Below are 14,718 nucleotides of genomic sequence, written 5' to 3'. Positions count from 1 at the left end.
GCCAGTGTGGCTCCGCAGACCGGAGAACCCGATGGACATAGCCACACAAGACACACCTCCTCCCGCACCCCAGCCGACCGAGGCCGAACGCAAGCGTGCCGCCCGCGGTGCCACTCGCCCCGGAGACCGGGTCTTCCTCGGTCTCGCCCGAGGGTCCGGCATCTTCCTGCTGGCGATCATGGCCGCGATCGCGATCTTCCTGACCTGGCGTGCCGCCATCGCCATCAGCAAGAACGACGGCAACTTCCTCACGACCTTCGAGTGGAACACCGGCACGCAGCCGCCGGTCTTCGGCATCGCGGTCCTGGCCTACGGCACGGTCGTCTCCTCGATCATCGCCATGGCCATCGCGGTCCCGATCGCCGTCGCCATCGCGCTGTTCATCACCCACTACGCCCCGCGCAGGCTCAGCGGCCCCATCGCGTACGTGATCGACCTGCTCGCCGCCGTACCGTCCATCGTGTACGGCCTGTGGGGCGCCCTGATCCTCGTACCGCAGATGGACGGCCTCTTCGGCTGGCTGAACGACTACTTCCGCTGGACCGGCATCTTCTCCTGGGAAGAGGGCCCCGCCCGCTCGATGCTGACCGTCGGCATCCTGCTCGCGATCATGATCCTGCCGATCATCACGAACGTCAGCCGTGAGGTCTTCAACCAGGTCCCGCAGATGCACGAGGAGGCGGCGCTGGCCCTCGGCGCCACGCGCTGGGAGGTCATCCGCATGTCGGTGCTGCCCTTCGGCCGCTCCGGCGTGATCTCCGCCTCGATGCTCGGCCTCGGCCGCGCGCTCGGCGAGACGATGGCCGTCGCCACCGTGCTCTCCCCGGACTTCCTGATCCACGGCAGCCTGCTCGACCCGGGCGGCGGCACCTTCGCCCAGAACATCGCCGCCAAGTTCCCCGAGGCGGACGAGTTCGGCCAGGACGCGCTCATCGCCTCCGGTCTGGTCCTGTTCGTCATCACCCTGCTGGTCAACGGCGCGGCGCGCATGATCATCGCCCGTCGCAAGGAGTTCTCGGGGGCCAACGCATGAGCACCACCGCCATCAACAACAAGCGCCGCGGCTCGCTGCAGGGTGACCGGCTGCCCAAGTGGTTCCCGTGGGCGCTGGCCGCGGGCTCCCTCGCCGTCTCCGTCGGCCTCTCCCTGGCCACCGGGATCGAGAGCAAGATCCAGTGGGGTCTGATCGCCGCGATCCTCTTCGTCCTCGGTACGTTCGTCATCGCCGGACGGGTCGAGGGCAGCCGCCAGGCCAAGGACCGCATCGCGACCTCGCTGGTCTGGGTCGCCTTCCTGCTCGCCGTGGTGCCGCTCGCCTCGCTGATCTGGGCGACCATCGAGCGCGGTACCAAGGTGCTCGACGGATACTTCCTCAGCCACTCGATGGGCGTCGTCGCCGACACCGAGCCGGGCGGCGGCATCTACGCCGCCATCATCGGCACCCTCGAGCAGGTCGGCATCGCCACCCTGATCGCCGTGCCGGTCGGTGTGCTCACCGCGATCTACCTGGTGGAGTACGGGCGCGGCAACCTCGCCCGGGCCGTCACCTTCTTCGTCGACGTGATGACCGGTATCCCGTCGATCGTCGCCGGTCTGTTCATCCTCAGCCTTCTGCTCATCTTCGACATGGGCTTCTCCGGCTTCGCCGGCGCGCTCGCGCTGACGATCCTGATGATGCCGGTCGTGGTCCGCTCCACGGAGGAGATGCTCAAGCTCGTCCCGAACGAGCTGCGCGAGGCATCCCTGGCGCTGGGCATCCCGAAGTGGCGCACCATCCTGAAGGTGGTCCTGCCGACCGCGATCGGCGGTATCACCACCGGCATCATGCTGGCGGTGGCCCGTATCGCCGGTGAGACCGCGCCCGTACTGTTGCTGGTGTTCGGCAACCCGTTCATCAACAACAACCCCTTCGAGGGTGCGCAGGCGTCGCTGCCGCTGTACATCTACCAGCAGTTCAAGAACAGCGCCGGTTCGGGTGCGGCATACGACCGTGCCTGGGCCGCGGCCCTCACGCTGATCGCCTTCGTGATGATCCTGAACCTGGCAGCCCGCGGCATCGCCCGCTGGAAGGCGCCGAAGACCGGTCGCTGACGCGGCCATACAGCGACCGATCTCAGATTTCCCGAAAGAAGCAGTGATACCCATGGCCAAGCGAATCGACGTAAGCGGGCTCAACGCCTACTACGGCTCCTTCCGCGCCATCGAAGACATCTCGATGACCGTCGAGCCCCGTTCCGTAACCGCCTTCATCGGCCCCTCCGGCTGCGGCAAGTCCACGTTCCTGCGCACGCTCAACCGCATGCACGAGGTGACGCCGGGCGGCCGGGTCGAGGGCAAGGTCATGCTCGACGACGAGAACCTGTACGGCGCCGGGGTCGACCCGGTGTCCGTGCGGCGCGAGGTCGGCATGGTCTTCCAGCGTCCGAACCCGTTCCCCACGATGTCGGTGTACGACAACGTGGCGGCCGGCCTGAGGCTCAACGGCTCGTACAAGAAGTCCGCACTGGACGACGTCGTAGAGAAGTCCCTCAAGGGCGCCAACCTCTGGAACGAGGTCAAGGACCGCCTGAACAAGCCGGGGTCGGGCCTGTCGGGTGGTCAGCAGCAGCGTCTGTGCATCGCGCGGGCGATCGCGGTGGAGCCGAACGTGCTGCTGATGGACGAGCCCTGCTCGGCCCTCGACCCGATCTCCACCCTCGCCATCGAGGACCTGATCGGCGAGCTGAAGGAACGCTTCACGATCGTCATCGTGACGCACAACATGCAGCAGGCGGCCCGGGTCTCCGACCGCACCGCCTTCTTCAACCTCGCCGCCGTCGGCCAGCCCGGCAAGCTCATCGAGATCGACGACACGGAGCGCATCTTCTCCAACCCGTCGGTCCAGGCCACCGAGGACTACATCTCCGGCCGCTTCGGCTGACAGACCCCTCGCGGTGCTGCATGGCGGTGCCACCGCGAGGCCGATAAGGGCCCGCTCCCCGGGTTACCGGGGGGCGGGCCCGTCGTCGTTGTTGATTGAGCTGCGGGCATTCGTGCCGCCTGGGGCGGCACGGGTGGGCGCAGGCGGCACCCCGTCAGCGCCGGGCTGGCGCGACCCACCCCCGCCCAGCCCCCACCCACAGGCACCGCTACAGAAACGCCAGGTTCACAACCCCATACGCCCCCGCGGCCACCACCGCGGCCGCCGGCATCGTGATGAACCACCCCAGCACAATGTTCTTGGCGACACCCCACCGCACGGCGTTCACCCGCTTCGTCGCCCCGACCCCCATGATCGCCGACGTGATCACATGCGTCGTGGAAATCGGCGCCCGGAACAAGAACGCCGTAGTGAACATGATCGACGCCCCGGTCGTCTCCGCGGCGAACCCCTGCGGCGGATCCAACTCAATGATCTTCCGCCCCAGCGTCCGCATGATCCGCCACCCCCCGGCATACGTCCCGAGCGACAGCATCACGGCGCACACGATCTTCACCCACACCGGAATCGGATCGCCGTAGTCCTCGACATCGGCGATGACCAGCGCCATCACCACGATGCCCATGGTCTTCTGCGCATCCTGCAGACCGTGCCCCAGGGCCATCCCCGCCGCGGACACCGTCTGCGCTATCCGGAACCCGCGCTTGGCCTTGTGCGGATTCGAGCGCCGGAAGATCCACATGATCGCCGTCATCACCAGATATCCGACCACCAGCCCCACCACCGGCGACACGAACATCGGAATGACGATCTTCTCCAGCACCCCGTCCCAGTAGACGGTCGTCCCACCCGCCAGCGCGGCCCCCACCATGCCGCCGAACAACGCATGCGAGGACGACGAGGGCAGCCCGTAGTACCAGGTGACCAGATTCCAGGTGATCGCCCCGATGAGCGCGGCGAAGAGGATCCCCATCCCCTTCGACCCCTCGGGTGTCTGAATCAGCCCTTCACTCACGGTCTTGGCGACCTCGCTGCCCAGAAAGGCACCGGCGAGATTCATCACGGCCGCCATCGCCAGCGCGGCCTTGGGAGTCAGCGCACGCGTCGACACCGACGTGGCGATGGCGTTGGCCGAATCGTGGAAGCCGTTGGTGTACGTGAAGAAGAGCGCGACCAGGATGGTCACGACCAGTGCGAAGGTGTCCATGGCGTGGGCTCAGGACTCCTTGACGGCGATGGTCTCCACCGTGTTCGCCACATGCTCGAACGCGTCGGCCGCCTCTTCCAGCACATCCACGATCTGCTTGAGCTTCAGCACCTCGATCGCGTCGTACTTGCCGTTGAAGAGATGAGCAAGAAGCTTTCTGTGGATCTGGTCGGCCTGGTTCTCCAGCCGGTTGACCTCGATCCAGTACTCCGTGAGGTTGTCCATCGTCCGCAGACTCGGCATCGCCTCGGCCGTCAGCTCCGCCGCCCGCGCCAGCACCTCGATCTGCTGCTCGACGCCCTTGGGCAGTTCCTCCACGTTGTAGAGGACGACGAGGTCGACGGCCTCCTCCATGAAGTCCATGATGTCGTCGAGGCACGAAGCGAGTTTGTAGATGTCCTCACGGTCGAACGGCGTGATGAACGAGGAGTTCAACTGGTGGAAGATCGCGTGTGTGGCATCGTCACCCGCATGTTCCGCGGCCCGCATACGCTCTGCGATCTCGGCCCGGCCGGCGGTGTCCGCCCCGAGCAGTTCCATCAGGAGCTTCGAGCCCGTCACGATGTTGTCCGCGGACGCGGCGAACATGTCGTAGAAGCTCGTCTCCCTGGGGGTCAGACGAAAGCGCACGTGGGGTCCTCAGGATGCTTCGGTTTCGGACAGGCTGATGCTAGGCACATCATCCGGCCATGGCTAATGGGCCGTCCCCCAGTGTCACCCATCGCGCAAACTGATCCGCACAGGGGCGTACCAAGGCTTCGGTCCTGGCTTCTGCCTGCGGCATTGGCCAACAGCCCTATACCCAGCAAAGTTCGGTACGATATACCCAGTAGGGGTATATGTGTCTGGAGGACGCGATGACGACCACCGAGGCCGGCGCGGGAGTGCCCTCCGAGGCCACCCCGGCCGTGGTCACCGACCACGACCGCGGGATCCACGGCTACCACAAGCAGAAGGACGAGCACCTCAAGCGCCTGCGCCGGATCGAGGGCCAGATCCGCGGCCTGCAGCGCATGGTCGACGAGGACGTCTACTGCATCGACATACTCACGCAGGTGTCCGCCTCCACCAAGGCCCTGCAGTCCTTCGCCCTGCAGCTCCTGGAGGAACACCTGCGCCACTGCGTCGCCGACGCCGCAGTCAAGGGCGGCGAGGAGATCGACGCGAAGGTAGAGGAAGCAACAAAGGCAATCGCCCGCCTGCTACGCACGTGACCTTTGTCGCGTACGTGATGGTTCCCCGCGCCCCAAAGGGGCGCGGGGAACTGCGCGACCAGCCACAACGAACCCGCAGAGAACAACCGCCCCCCGCTACACGCCCCTGTCGCGCTCACGCGCTTCGGCCACTTTCAGCACCTCGTCGATGCTCTCCAGGCTGAGCCGGTCCTCCGCGGCGGACGCCGCGATGATCAGGTCTCCGCACAGCTCGATCTCGGCGAGGGCCACGTGGTCCTGAACTGCCGTACCGCCGACCGGAGCCACGTGCATCACCTCTTCTCTGCCGTCACCGACTTCCTAGAGTAGGGAGCGGCCTACACAACGCGCATGGCACGGAAGGGCTAGTTCTTGACGCCCGTCATGCTTCCGCGCACCTTTCCGCACGGCTTCCCCGTAGGCCCCCGCTCACTCCTCGGCGATCTTCCCGGCGTAGATGTCCCCGGCCGCCGGCAGTTCTACGTCGACGGGGGCCCCGAAGTCGTACAGCAGCGTCGTCGAGGCGACCGCGACGGTGTTCTGCTGCTGTCCGTTGACGAAGCTGAACCGGTGCCGGATCTTGCGGATGCGCCCCTGTTCGTCGAGGTAGACGTCGAACGGCACGGTGGCCCGGGCGAACCCTTTCGCCGCCGCGGTGAGCGCTTCCTGGTTTCCTGCCGAGGCCGCCTGCGCCGCCTGAGCGAGATCGGCGGTGCCCCGGTAGTGCCGTACGGCGGTCCCCGCGACCTCGGTCTCCCCCACATATGTCGCCGTCCGCGTCCCGCGCAGCAGCTCGGCGGCGGCGAACGGGTCCGTGGCGCCGCCGGTGACGAGGTTGCCGTCGGAGAGCGTGGCGGTGTCCACACGCACCCATTTGTCGGCGGGCACCCCGGCCCCCCGGTTCTTCATGAACAGCGCGCCGGGGGCGAGGAGCTCGGTGATCGACCGGTGTTCCCGGCTCCCCGCCGGATCCTGCGGAAGCAGTACCTTCAGCCGCCCGAGCTGGCGGGAGAAGTCGTAGACCCCTTCTCCGCGGATGGTGACGCGGGTCCCGCCGGTGGCCATCTCCATGGATGTACGGGCCTGGGCGCTGCCGGCGTCCACCAGCCGGTCGGCGGCCCGGTGCAGGGCCTCGACGGGATCGGCGGCCGCGCGCGCGTCCTCCGCGGCGGCTCCGCCGGAACACCCGGTGGCGCAGGCGCAGACCATGAGTCCCGCGACCCCCGCCGCTGTCCGCCACTGTCGCCGCTGCCGCTCCGCCATCGCCTGCCTACCCCCAGCCGCTACGTCCGTCCCGGGCCCCTTGTCGTTCCGGATAACGACGCGTCGGTGGCCTCGTCACGCCGGCCGAACGCGGACGGCGAGCAGAGAAACCGTTTACCCAGGCTGGGTACGGTGGAGGACGTGGCGCAGCACGAAGGCCTGAATTCCCGCCAGGCACACCCGGAACATCGGACAACAACGGTTGACCAAGGCAAGTTCTGCACAGCGCGGTGCAGCTGCGGCTGGCGCGGCCCGGCCCGCAGAGCCCGCAGCATGGCCAGGACGGACGCGGAGGGGCACGCGAACGCACCCAGGTAGGAGCGCAACGTGTAGTGACACTGTTGACGCTGTTCCGGCGCGTCGGCCCGTACTCCGGCATCCTGTGACCTGTGACCTGTGACCTGTGACATGACCGCGTTCTTGTCACAGACGGCCCGCTGTGGAACCCGAGACTCCGGGGCCCCGTCTCGCTCCACGGAAGCCGACGGGAGGCGCACATGGAACGGCGTACGTTCATCGGAGGCGGCGCGGCCGCGCTCGCAGGGTTGACGACAGCCGCGTGCAGCGGCGGGGGCACCTCGGGCGCGGCCCGCACCACCAGCGCCGCCACCACGGGCATGTCCACGTCCACCTCCACCGGCGCCGTACCCCCCGCCGCGAAGAACTGGTCCGGCCTGGCCGAGGACCTGGACGGCACCCTGGTCCGCCCCGGCGAACAGCAGTGGAAGGCGGCCCACCAGCTCTACAACACCCGCTTCGACAGCTTGAAGCCGGTCGCGGTGGCGTATGTGGCGCACGCGGACGACGTCCGTACGGCCCTCGCCTACGCCCAGGCCCACGACCTCAAGGTGGCGATCCGCAACGGCGGCCACTCGTACGCGGGCTGGTCGTCCGGCGACGGCCGGCTGATCGTCGACGTGTCGAAGCTCAGCCGGGTCCGCGCGAGCGGCGGTACGGCCGTGGTCGGCGCCGGCGCCAAGCTGATCGACGTCTACCGCGCCCTCACGGCCAAGGGCGTGACGGTCCCCGGCGGCTCGTGCCCGACGGTGGGAATCTCGGGCCTCACCCTGGGCGGCGGCCATGGCGTGGTCTCCCGGGCGTACGGCCTGACCTGCGACAGCCTTACCCGGGCGACGCTGATCACGGCGGACGGCAAGCAGCTGACAGCCAACGCCTCCGAGAACAAGGACCTGTTCTGGGCGCTGCGCGGCGCGGGTAACGGCAACTTCGGTGTCGTGACGGAGCTGGAGTTCAAGACCCACCCGGCGCCGCAGGGCGTGTCGGCGTACATGAGCTGGCCGTGGTCGAAGGCGGCGGCGGTGGTACGAGCCTGGCAGGCGTGGGGTCCCAGCCAACCCGACGAGATCTGGTCCTCCCTGCACCTGGCCAACGCGGCGGGCGGCACCCCGACCATCTCCGTCGCGGCGTTCTCCCTCAGCACCTACGGCGAACTGCAGAACGCGGTGGACCGACTGGCCGACCGAATAGGCTCCCCGGCCACCAGCGTCTCCCTCAAGCGCCGTTCCTACGAGGCCTCGATGGAGCTCTACGCAGGCTGCTCGTCCTTCGCCTCGGACGCCCAGTGCCACCTCCCCGGCTCCACCCCCGGCCGCTCCCCCGAGGGCGCCCTGAACCGCGAGACATACGCGGCGAAGTCGGCCTTCTTCGACGCCTCACTCCCCACGGACGGCATCCAGCAACTCCTCTCCCAACTGACCGCGATCCGAGGAGGCGCCGCCAGCATCCAGCTCACGGCCCTCGGCGGCGCCGTCAACCGCGTCTCCCCCACCACCACAGCCTTCATCCACCGCCGCTCCCGCATGCTGGCCCAGTACGTCGCCTCCTGGCGAGCCGGCACCTCCGGCACAACATCCCAGACCTGGCTAACGGCGGCCCACACGGCAATGCAGCCCTACGCCTCCGGCGCGGCCTACCAGAACTACACAGACGCAAGCTTGAGAAACTGGCGCAAGGCGTACTACGGCGACGCAGCCCCCCGCCTCCAGCAACTGAAGAGGCAGTACGACCCAAAGAGGTTCTTCACATACCCACAGGCGCTCTAGCCAGCCAAGCTGCGGGCATGCGTGCTGCCTGGGGCGGCACGGGTGGGCGCAGGCGGCACCCCGTCAGCGCCGGGCCGCGCGACCCACCCCCGCCCAGCCCCCACGCCGAGGCAGCTACGCAGCGAGGTCCCGCTCAGCCGCGTCCGCCGACTCACTCCGCGCCCCCGGAATCACAGCTTGCTGCTCAGTCCCCGCGGCTCTCCCCCGCCCCCTGATAAGCCAAGACGCCCTGCCCGACCCCTCAGCCGCCTTCATCACCGGCGTAAGCAAAGCCATGGCCAGCGGCGACAGCAAAAGCACCACAGCCGTACCGAGCGCAAACCCACCCACGACGTCCGTCGGATAGTGCACGCCCATAAGAACCCGGCAATACCCCTCGACAAAGGCCAGCAAGATCCCCGCAACACCGAATTTCCGGTTCGCGACGAACAGCCCGACCCCCATGGCCATGGCAATCGTCGCGTGATCGCTCACAAAGGAGAAATCGGTCTTCCCGTCCACCAGAACGTCCAGCCCCTGATGGTCGAGAAACGGCCGACGCCGCTCCACAAATCCCCGTATCGGCACATTCACGAGCACCGCGATCCCCGCAGCGAGCGGCGCCCACACCAACGCGGCGACAGAAGCCGCAGCATCCTCGCCACCCCGCCGCCGCACAGCCCACCAGCACCAGAGCACCAGCAGCACCATCGCGATCAGGAGCCCGAACTCGCCGAGGAATTCCACACCCCGGTCGAACCACCGGGGCGCGTCCTTGGCCAGGCCATTGATGTCGTAAAGCAGCTCGACGTCGGGGTTCGACCCGGATTCGGCGAGTCCAGCCATGGTGCACGGCCCCTTCGTCGTCTCTCCCCGGCGTACCTGTGCGCACGCCGAACCGCCACCCCCGTGGATGTAGATCCGCTTCCGCCAGACGTCCGCTCGGCTACGTCACCAGGAACGCACGGCTCCTGTTAATACGTTCCACACTCCACCGAATGATCACGCAGACGTTATCGAAGAGAGACTCATCACCGCAGCTCAGGGGGGTGGTTGACGCTCAGTTCAGGGATCGGTTCAGGCCAATTCGGCCAGGGCTTCCCATTCCGCTCCGACCGCTCGCCGGTCAGCCTCCGACGTACTCCGCGAGGTGCTCACCAGTGACGGTGGAGCGATCCGCGACGAGATCGGCGGGGGTGCCCTCGAACACGATTCGGCCACCGTCGTGCCCGGCACCGGGTCCGAGGTCGATGATCCAGTCCGCGTGCGCCATGACGGCCTGGTGGTGCTCGATGACGATGACGGACTTGCCGGAGTCGACCAGCCGGTCGAGAAGGCCGAGCAGCTGCTCGACGTCGGCGAGGTGGAGGCCGGTCGTCGGCTCGTCGAGGACGTAGACACCGCCCTTGTCGCCCATGTGCGTGGCCAGCTTGAGCCGCTGCCGCTCGCCGCCGGACAGCGTGGTGAGCGGCTGGCCGAGGGTGAGATAGCCGAGCCCGACGTCGGCGAGCCGGTCGAGGATGGTGTGCGCCGCGGGCGTACGCGCCTCACCGGCGCCGAAGAACTCCTCGGCCTCGGTCACCGACATCGCCAGCACCTCGCTGATGTCCCGCCCGCCGAGCCGGTACTCGAGCACCGACGCGTCGAACCGCTTGCCCTCACAGTCCTCGCAGGGCGTGGCGACGCTCTGCATGATCGCCAGGTCGGTGTAGATGACACCGGCGCCGTTGCAGGTGGGACAGGCGCCCTCGGAGTTGGCGCTGAACAGCGCAGGCTTCACGCCGTTCACCTTGGCGAAGGCCTTGCGGATCGGTTCGAGCAGTCCGGTGTACGTCGCCGGGTTGCTGCGCCGGGAGCCGCGGATCGGCGTCTGGTCGACCGCCACCACACCCTCGTCGGCGGGGACCGAGCCGTGCACGAGCGAGCTCTTGCCGGAGCCGGCGACGCCGGTGACGACGGTCAGCACCCCGAGCGGGATGTCGACGTCGACGCCCTGGAGGTTGTTCGCGGTCGCACCGCGGATCTCCAGCGCGCCCTTCGGCGTCCGCACCGTCTCCTTCAGCGCGGCCCGGTCGTCCAGATGGCGCCCCGTGATGGTGTCGGAGGCCCGCAGCCCGTCGAGGGTGCCCTCGTAACAGACGGTGCCGCCCGCCGTACCGGCGCCGGGGCCGAGGTCGACGACGTGGTCAGCGATCGCGATCGTCTCCGGCTTGTGCTCCACGACGAGCACGGTGTTGCCCTTGTCCCGCAGCCGGAGCAGCAGGTTGTTCATCCGCTGGATGTCATGGGGGTGCAGCCCGATGGTCGGCTCGTCGAAGACATACGTCACATCGGTGAGCGAGGACCCGAGATGGCGGATCATCTTGACGCGCTGCGCCTCACCGCCGGACAGCGTGCCCGCCGGCCGCTCCAGCGAGAGATAGCCGAGGCCGATCTCCACGAACGAGTCGAGGCTCTGCTGCAGCGCGGTGAGCAGCGGCGCCACCGATGGCTCCTTGAGACCGCGAACCCATTCGGCCAGGTCACGGATCTCCATCGCGCAGGCGTCCGCGATGCTGATCTTCCCGATCTTCGACGACCTGGCACCCTCGCTGAGCCGGCTGCCGTCGCACTCGGGGCAGGTGGTGAAGGTGACGGCCCGCTCCACGAACGCCCGGATGTGCGGCTGCATCGCCTCCTTGTCCTTGGACAGGAACGACTTCTGGATCTTGGGGATCAGGCCTTCGTAGGTGAGGTTGACGCCGTTGACCTTCACCTTCCTCGGTTCGCCGTAGAGGAATTCCTGCATCTCCCGCTTGGTGAACGTGCGGATCGGCTTGTTCGGGTCGAGGAGGCCCGACTGGGCGTAGAGCCCCACCGTCCACTGACTGTCCGACTTCCAGCCCGGGATGGTGAACGCGCCCTCGGCCAGCGACTTGGAGTCGTCGTAGAGCTGCGTGAGGTCGATGTCGGTGACCTTGCCCCGGCCCTCGCACCGCGTGCACATCCCGCCCGTGCGCTGGTACGTCGCCTTCTCCGCCTTGGTCTTGCCGCCCCGCTCCACGGTGATCGCGCCGGCCGCCTTGACCGTCGCGGTGTTGAACGAGTAAGCGCTGGGCGGCCCGATGTGCGGCTTCCCGAGCCGGCTGAACAGAATCCGCAGCATCGCGTTCGCATCGGTGGCGGTACCGACCGTGGACCGCGGATCGGCACCCATCCGCTGCTGATCCACGCTGATCACAGTCGTCAGCCCATCGAGCACATCGACCTCGGGCCGCGCCAGATTCGGCATAAAGCCCTGCACGAACGCGCTGTACGTCTCATTGATCAGCCGCTGCGACTCCGCCGCGATCGTGTCGAAAACCAGCGAACTCTTCCCCGACCCGGACACCCCGGTGAACACCGTCAACCGCCGCTTCGGTATCTCAATACTGACGTCCTTGAGATTGTTCTCCCGCGCACCATGCACACGGATCATGTCGTGAAGGTCAGCAGCGTGAGGCGTCATCAGGTCTCCAAATCAAAGGACGGTACGACAAGCGCCCCTTCAGGGGCGCGGGGAACTGCGCGACCAGCCACAACGAAACCCGCAGCCAACCGACAACCAGAGCCCTCAGCTCAACTCACTTCACTTCGATTCCTGGATGCGCACCATGTTCCCCGCGGGATCGCGAAACGCACAGTCCCGAACCCCGTACGGCTGCTCAGTAGGCTCCTGAACAACCTCCGCCGCCTCACTCCCCTGCACCTTCTCAAACGCACCGTCGAGATCGTCCGTAGCCAGCAGAATCCACCCGTACGTCCCCTTGGCCATCATCTCGGCGATGACGCGCCGCTCCTCCTCGGTGATCCCGGGATCGGCGAAAGGCGGCGCCAGCAGAATGCACGTGTCCGGCTGCCCGACAGGCCCCACCGTGATCCACCGCATCGTGCCCTGTCCGACGTCACTGCGGACCTCGAATCCAAGGGCGTCCCGGTAGAAGGCCAGCGCCGCCTCCGGGTCGTCCTGCGGAAGGAAGCTCGTGTGAATGGTGATGTCCATGGACGTCACGCTAGCGGCGGCTCACCGGCGCCGCTTCTCGATTCCTGACAGGCCTGGTCACTTGTTTCGCCACGCACGCCGGCAGCCCTTCCGTCGCGCTCGCGGCGAGCCGCCGGTAGGTGCTGGGCGGCATGCCGACCAACTCGGTGAAGCGCGTACTGAAGGTGCCCAGCGAGGCACAGCCGACCTCGAAGCAGACCTCGGTGACGCTGAGATCGCCGCGGCGCAGCAACGTCATCGCGCGCTCGATGCGCCGGGTCATCAGATAGCTGTACGGCGACTCCCCGTACGCGGCCCGGAACTCCCGGCTCAGATGCCCCGCCGACATGTGCGCACCGCGCGCGAGCGCCTCGACGGCCAGCGGCTGCGCGTACTCGCGGTCGATCCGGTCACGGACCCGGCGCAGCCGCGCGAGATCGCGGAGCCGCTGTTCCGGAACGGGTGGGGGGCTGGTCACATCCGAGAGCCTACGACGCTCATCCCTGCCCCGTCAGCGCCAGCGCCTTCCCGCCGTCCTCGGTGACCCGCGTCGCCCCGAAGTAGTCGGGGGTGTCGATCGGGTCGAACCGGATCACGGCCCCCGGCCGGGGCGCGTCGATCATGTACCCGCCGCCGACATAGATCCCGACGTGCCGGATGGCCCGGGAATTGGTGAGGTCGTCCGAGAAGAACACCAGGTCCCCGGGGAGCAGCTCCGCCCGCGAGGGATGCGGCCCGGCGTTGTACTGATCGTTGGCGACCCGGGGCAGCGTGATCCCGACGCTCTCGTACGCTGCCTTGGTCAGCCCGGAGCAGTCGAACCGCCCTCCCTGGTCGGCGGTCCCGTTGCCGCCCCACAGATAGGGCGTGCCGAGCTTCTTCTGGGCGTAGTAGATGGCGCCGGCGGCCTGCTTGGAGGGGTCCACCCGGGAGACGGGCGCCGCGAAGCTCTCCTCGAGGGTCGTGATGGTCTTCACGTAGTTCTGGGTCTCCGCGTACGGCGGCACACCCCCGTACTTGATGACCGCGTACGCGCCCGCGTTGTAGGCGGCGAGCATGTTCTTCGTCGGGTCGCCCGGCACGTCCTTCACATACTTCGCGAGCGAGCAGTCGTACCTGGCAGCCGACGGAATCGCGTCGTTCGGATCCCACACATCCCGGTCCCCGTCCCCGTCCCCGTCGACGCCGTGCGTGGCCCAGGTCCCGGGGATGAACTGCGCTATCCCCTGCGCCGCCGCATGGCTCTGCGCCTTCGGGTTGAACCCGCTCTCCTGATACAGCTGGGCGGCGAGCAGTGCGGGATTGATCGCGGGGCACATGTTGCCGTACTTCTGCACGAGCGGCTGATAGGCGGCAGGCACGGCCCCCTTGGCGAGCGTCTTCGCGCCCCCACCAACCCCGTTGGCCAGGTTCCCGGCGACGATGTACACGCCGACGACGAGCAGCATGACGAAGCTGAGCCCGGCCGCGAGCGCGGCACCCGCCACGATCCATGCCTTACGCACCGTCAACCGCCCCTCGCCGCCCGGGATTGCGCCCACGTCAGTGTAGAGACTGCCCCGAAGGACGTCCCACTACGTTAGGTCACCCCACTGACACTCGGCCCACAGCAGCTTCCCGCCCTTGGACGCGCCGAGCTCCCGCAACACGGACGCGCCTACGGAGTCGGCACACGCGCGTACGAGGTGCAGGCCGCGTCCGGATTCGGCATCGTCCGGCGGTACGGCGACGGTGGCGCCGTCGGTCGTGAAGCCGGGCGGGACGCGGGGGTCGGTGTCCCATACGGCGACCCGGAGGCGGTCGGATTCCATCGGGCGGACGCGGAGGGCGTAGGGGCCGGTGGTGTGGAGGTGGGCGTTGGTGAGGAGTTCGGAGGCCATGAGTTCGGCGGTGGGGATGACGTGGGTGAGCCCATGGGCGGCGAGGACGGTACGGAGGGTGGCGCGGGCGATGCGAGGGGCGCGGGGATCGTGCGGGAGGTGGAGGGTGTAGGTCCAGGGCGGGGATACGGTGGACATGGAAGTCTCCGATCACTGAGGGGAGTTGGGGCCTCACTACGAAGGTAGCGGGCTCCGGATATATTCTTCTCCGAA

At 67.9% G+C, this 14,718-nt stretch carries 15 protein-coding genes; 5 read left to right on the top strand and 10 right to left on the bottom strand.

What is annotated here, in order from left to right; translation table 11 throughout:
• The first annotated feature begins 31 nt into the window (after positions 1–31).
• The 3 genes from pstC to pstB are packed head-to-tail and all read left to right on the top strand — an operon-like array spanning position 32 to position 2,920.
• Positions 32–1,033, top strand: a complete 1,002-nt coding sequence (gene pstC, locus OG828_RS26705; RefSeq protein WP_328361970.1) for a phosphate ABC transporter permease subunit PstC — start codon at positions 32–34, stop codon at positions 1,031–1,033.
• Positions 1,030–2,091: a phosphate ABC transporter permease PstA gene (gene pstA / locus OG828_RS26700; RefSeq protein WP_328361968.1), complete on the top strand. Its 1,062-nt coding sequence runs from the start codon at positions 1,030–1,032 to the stop codon at positions 2,089–2,091. Before pstC ends, pstA begins: the two co-directional genes overlap by 4 nt.
• 52 nt (positions 2,092–2,143) lie before the next feature.
• Complete coding sequence (gene pstB / locus OG828_RS26695) at positions 2,144–2,920, top strand: phosphate ABC transporter ATP-binding protein PstB (RefSeq protein WP_328361965.1); 777 nt, start codon at positions 2,144–2,146, stop codon at positions 2,918–2,920.
• A 208-nt stretch (positions 2,921–3,128) separates the two neighbouring features.
• Here the strand turns inward: pstB and OG828_RS26690 are convergent, their stop codons facing one another.
• Both OG828_RS26690 and OG828_RS26685 read right to left on the bottom strand, forming a co-directional pair.
• Positions 3,129–4,127, bottom strand: coding sequence for an inorganic phosphate transporter (locus OG828_RS26690; RefSeq protein ID WP_328439926.1), 999 nt, complete (start codon positions 4,125–4,127; stop codon positions 3,129–3,131).
• A 9-nt stretch (positions 4,128–4,136) separates the two neighbouring features.
• Entirely contained in the window at positions 4,137–4,757 is a 621-nt protein-coding gene (locus OG828_RS26685; protein WP_210582535.1) for a DUF47 domain-containing protein, read from the bottom strand.
• 227 nt (positions 4,758–4,984) lie between these two features.
• Here OG828_RS26685 and OG828_RS26680 point away from each other — a divergent pair, with 227 nt between their 5' ends.
• Entirely contained in the window at positions 4,985–5,341 is a 357-nt protein-coding gene (locus OG828_RS26680) for a metal-sensitive transcriptional regulator (RefSeq protein WP_246886631.1), read from the top strand.
• Between the two features lie 96 nt (positions 5,342–5,437).
• On the opposite strand, the gene OG828_RS26675 is transcribed toward OG828_RS26680, so the two are convergent.
• A complete protein-coding gene (locus OG828_RS26675; RefSeq protein ID WP_328361954.1) occupies positions 5,438–5,614 on the bottom strand; it encodes a hypothetical protein in 177 nt (58 codons plus the stop codon).
• 135 nt (positions 5,615–5,749) lie between these two features.
• Positions 5,750–6,583, bottom strand: coding sequence for a hypothetical protein (locus tag OG828_RS26670; protein WP_328439925.1), 834 nt, complete (start codon positions 6,581–6,583; stop codon positions 5,750–5,752).
• Positions 6,584–7,080: 497 nt separating this feature from the next.
• Here OG828_RS26670 and OG828_RS26665 point away from each other — a divergent pair, with 497 nt between their 5' ends.
• Entirely contained in the window at positions 7,081–8,646 is a 1,566-nt protein-coding gene (locus tag OG828_RS26665) for an FAD-binding oxidoreductase (RefSeq protein ID WP_328502527.1), read from the top strand.
• Between the two features lie 114 nt (positions 8,647–8,760).
• Here the strand turns inward: OG828_RS26665 and OG828_RS26660 are convergent, their stop codons facing one another.
• The 6 genes from OG828_RS26660 to OG828_RS26635 all read right to left on the bottom strand — a co-directional run bounded on the left by OG828_RS26660 (position 8,761) and on the right by OG828_RS26635 (position 14,643).
• A complete protein-coding gene (locus OG828_RS26660) occupies positions 8,761–9,471 on the bottom strand; it encodes a phosphatase PAP2 family protein (protein WP_328502526.1) in 711 nt (236 codons plus the stop codon).
• Positions 9,472–9,751: 280 nt separating this feature from the next.
• Positions 9,752–12,112, bottom strand: a complete 2,361-nt coding sequence (locus tag OG828_RS26655) for an excinuclease ABC subunit UvrA (RefSeq protein WP_328502525.1) — start codon at positions 12,110–12,112, stop codon at positions 9,752–9,754.
• A 120-nt stretch (positions 12,113–12,232) separates the two neighbouring features.
• Positions 12,233–12,646: a VOC family protein gene (locus tag OG828_RS26650; protein WP_328502524.1), complete on the bottom strand. Its 414-nt coding sequence runs from the start codon at positions 12,644–12,646 to the stop codon at positions 12,233–12,235.
• 10 nt (positions 12,647–12,656) lie between these two features.
• Positions 12,657–13,103 carry a helix-turn-helix transcriptional regulator gene (locus OG828_RS26645; RefSeq protein ID WP_328502523.1) on the bottom strand — a complete coding sequence of 149 codons (447 nt, stop codon included), beginning with the start codon at positions 13,101–13,103 and terminating at the stop codon, positions 12,657–12,659.
• A gap of 19 nt (positions 13,104–13,122) precedes the next feature.
• The gene (locus OG828_RS26640; protein WP_328372186.1) at positions 13,123–14,136 is read right to left on the bottom strand and encodes a C40 family peptidase; all 1,014 of its coding nucleotides are present in this window, start codon (positions 14,134–14,136) and stop codon (positions 13,123–13,125) included.
• Between the two features lie 63 nt (positions 14,137–14,199).
• Entirely contained in the window at positions 14,200–14,643 is a 444-nt protein-coding gene (locus OG828_RS26635; RefSeq protein ID WP_210582528.1) for an ATP-binding protein, read from the bottom strand.
• Positions 14,644–14,718: the final 75 nt, after the last annotated feature.

Origin of the sequence: Streptomyces sp. NBC_00457, from assembly GCF_036014015.1 — a bacterium.
Lineage (GTDB): Bacteria > Actinomycetota > Actinomycetes > Streptomycetales > Streptomycetaceae > Streptomyces.
Note: the sequence above shows the minus strand (reverse complement) of the source record. Positions and strands in the feature narration are given on the sequence as shown.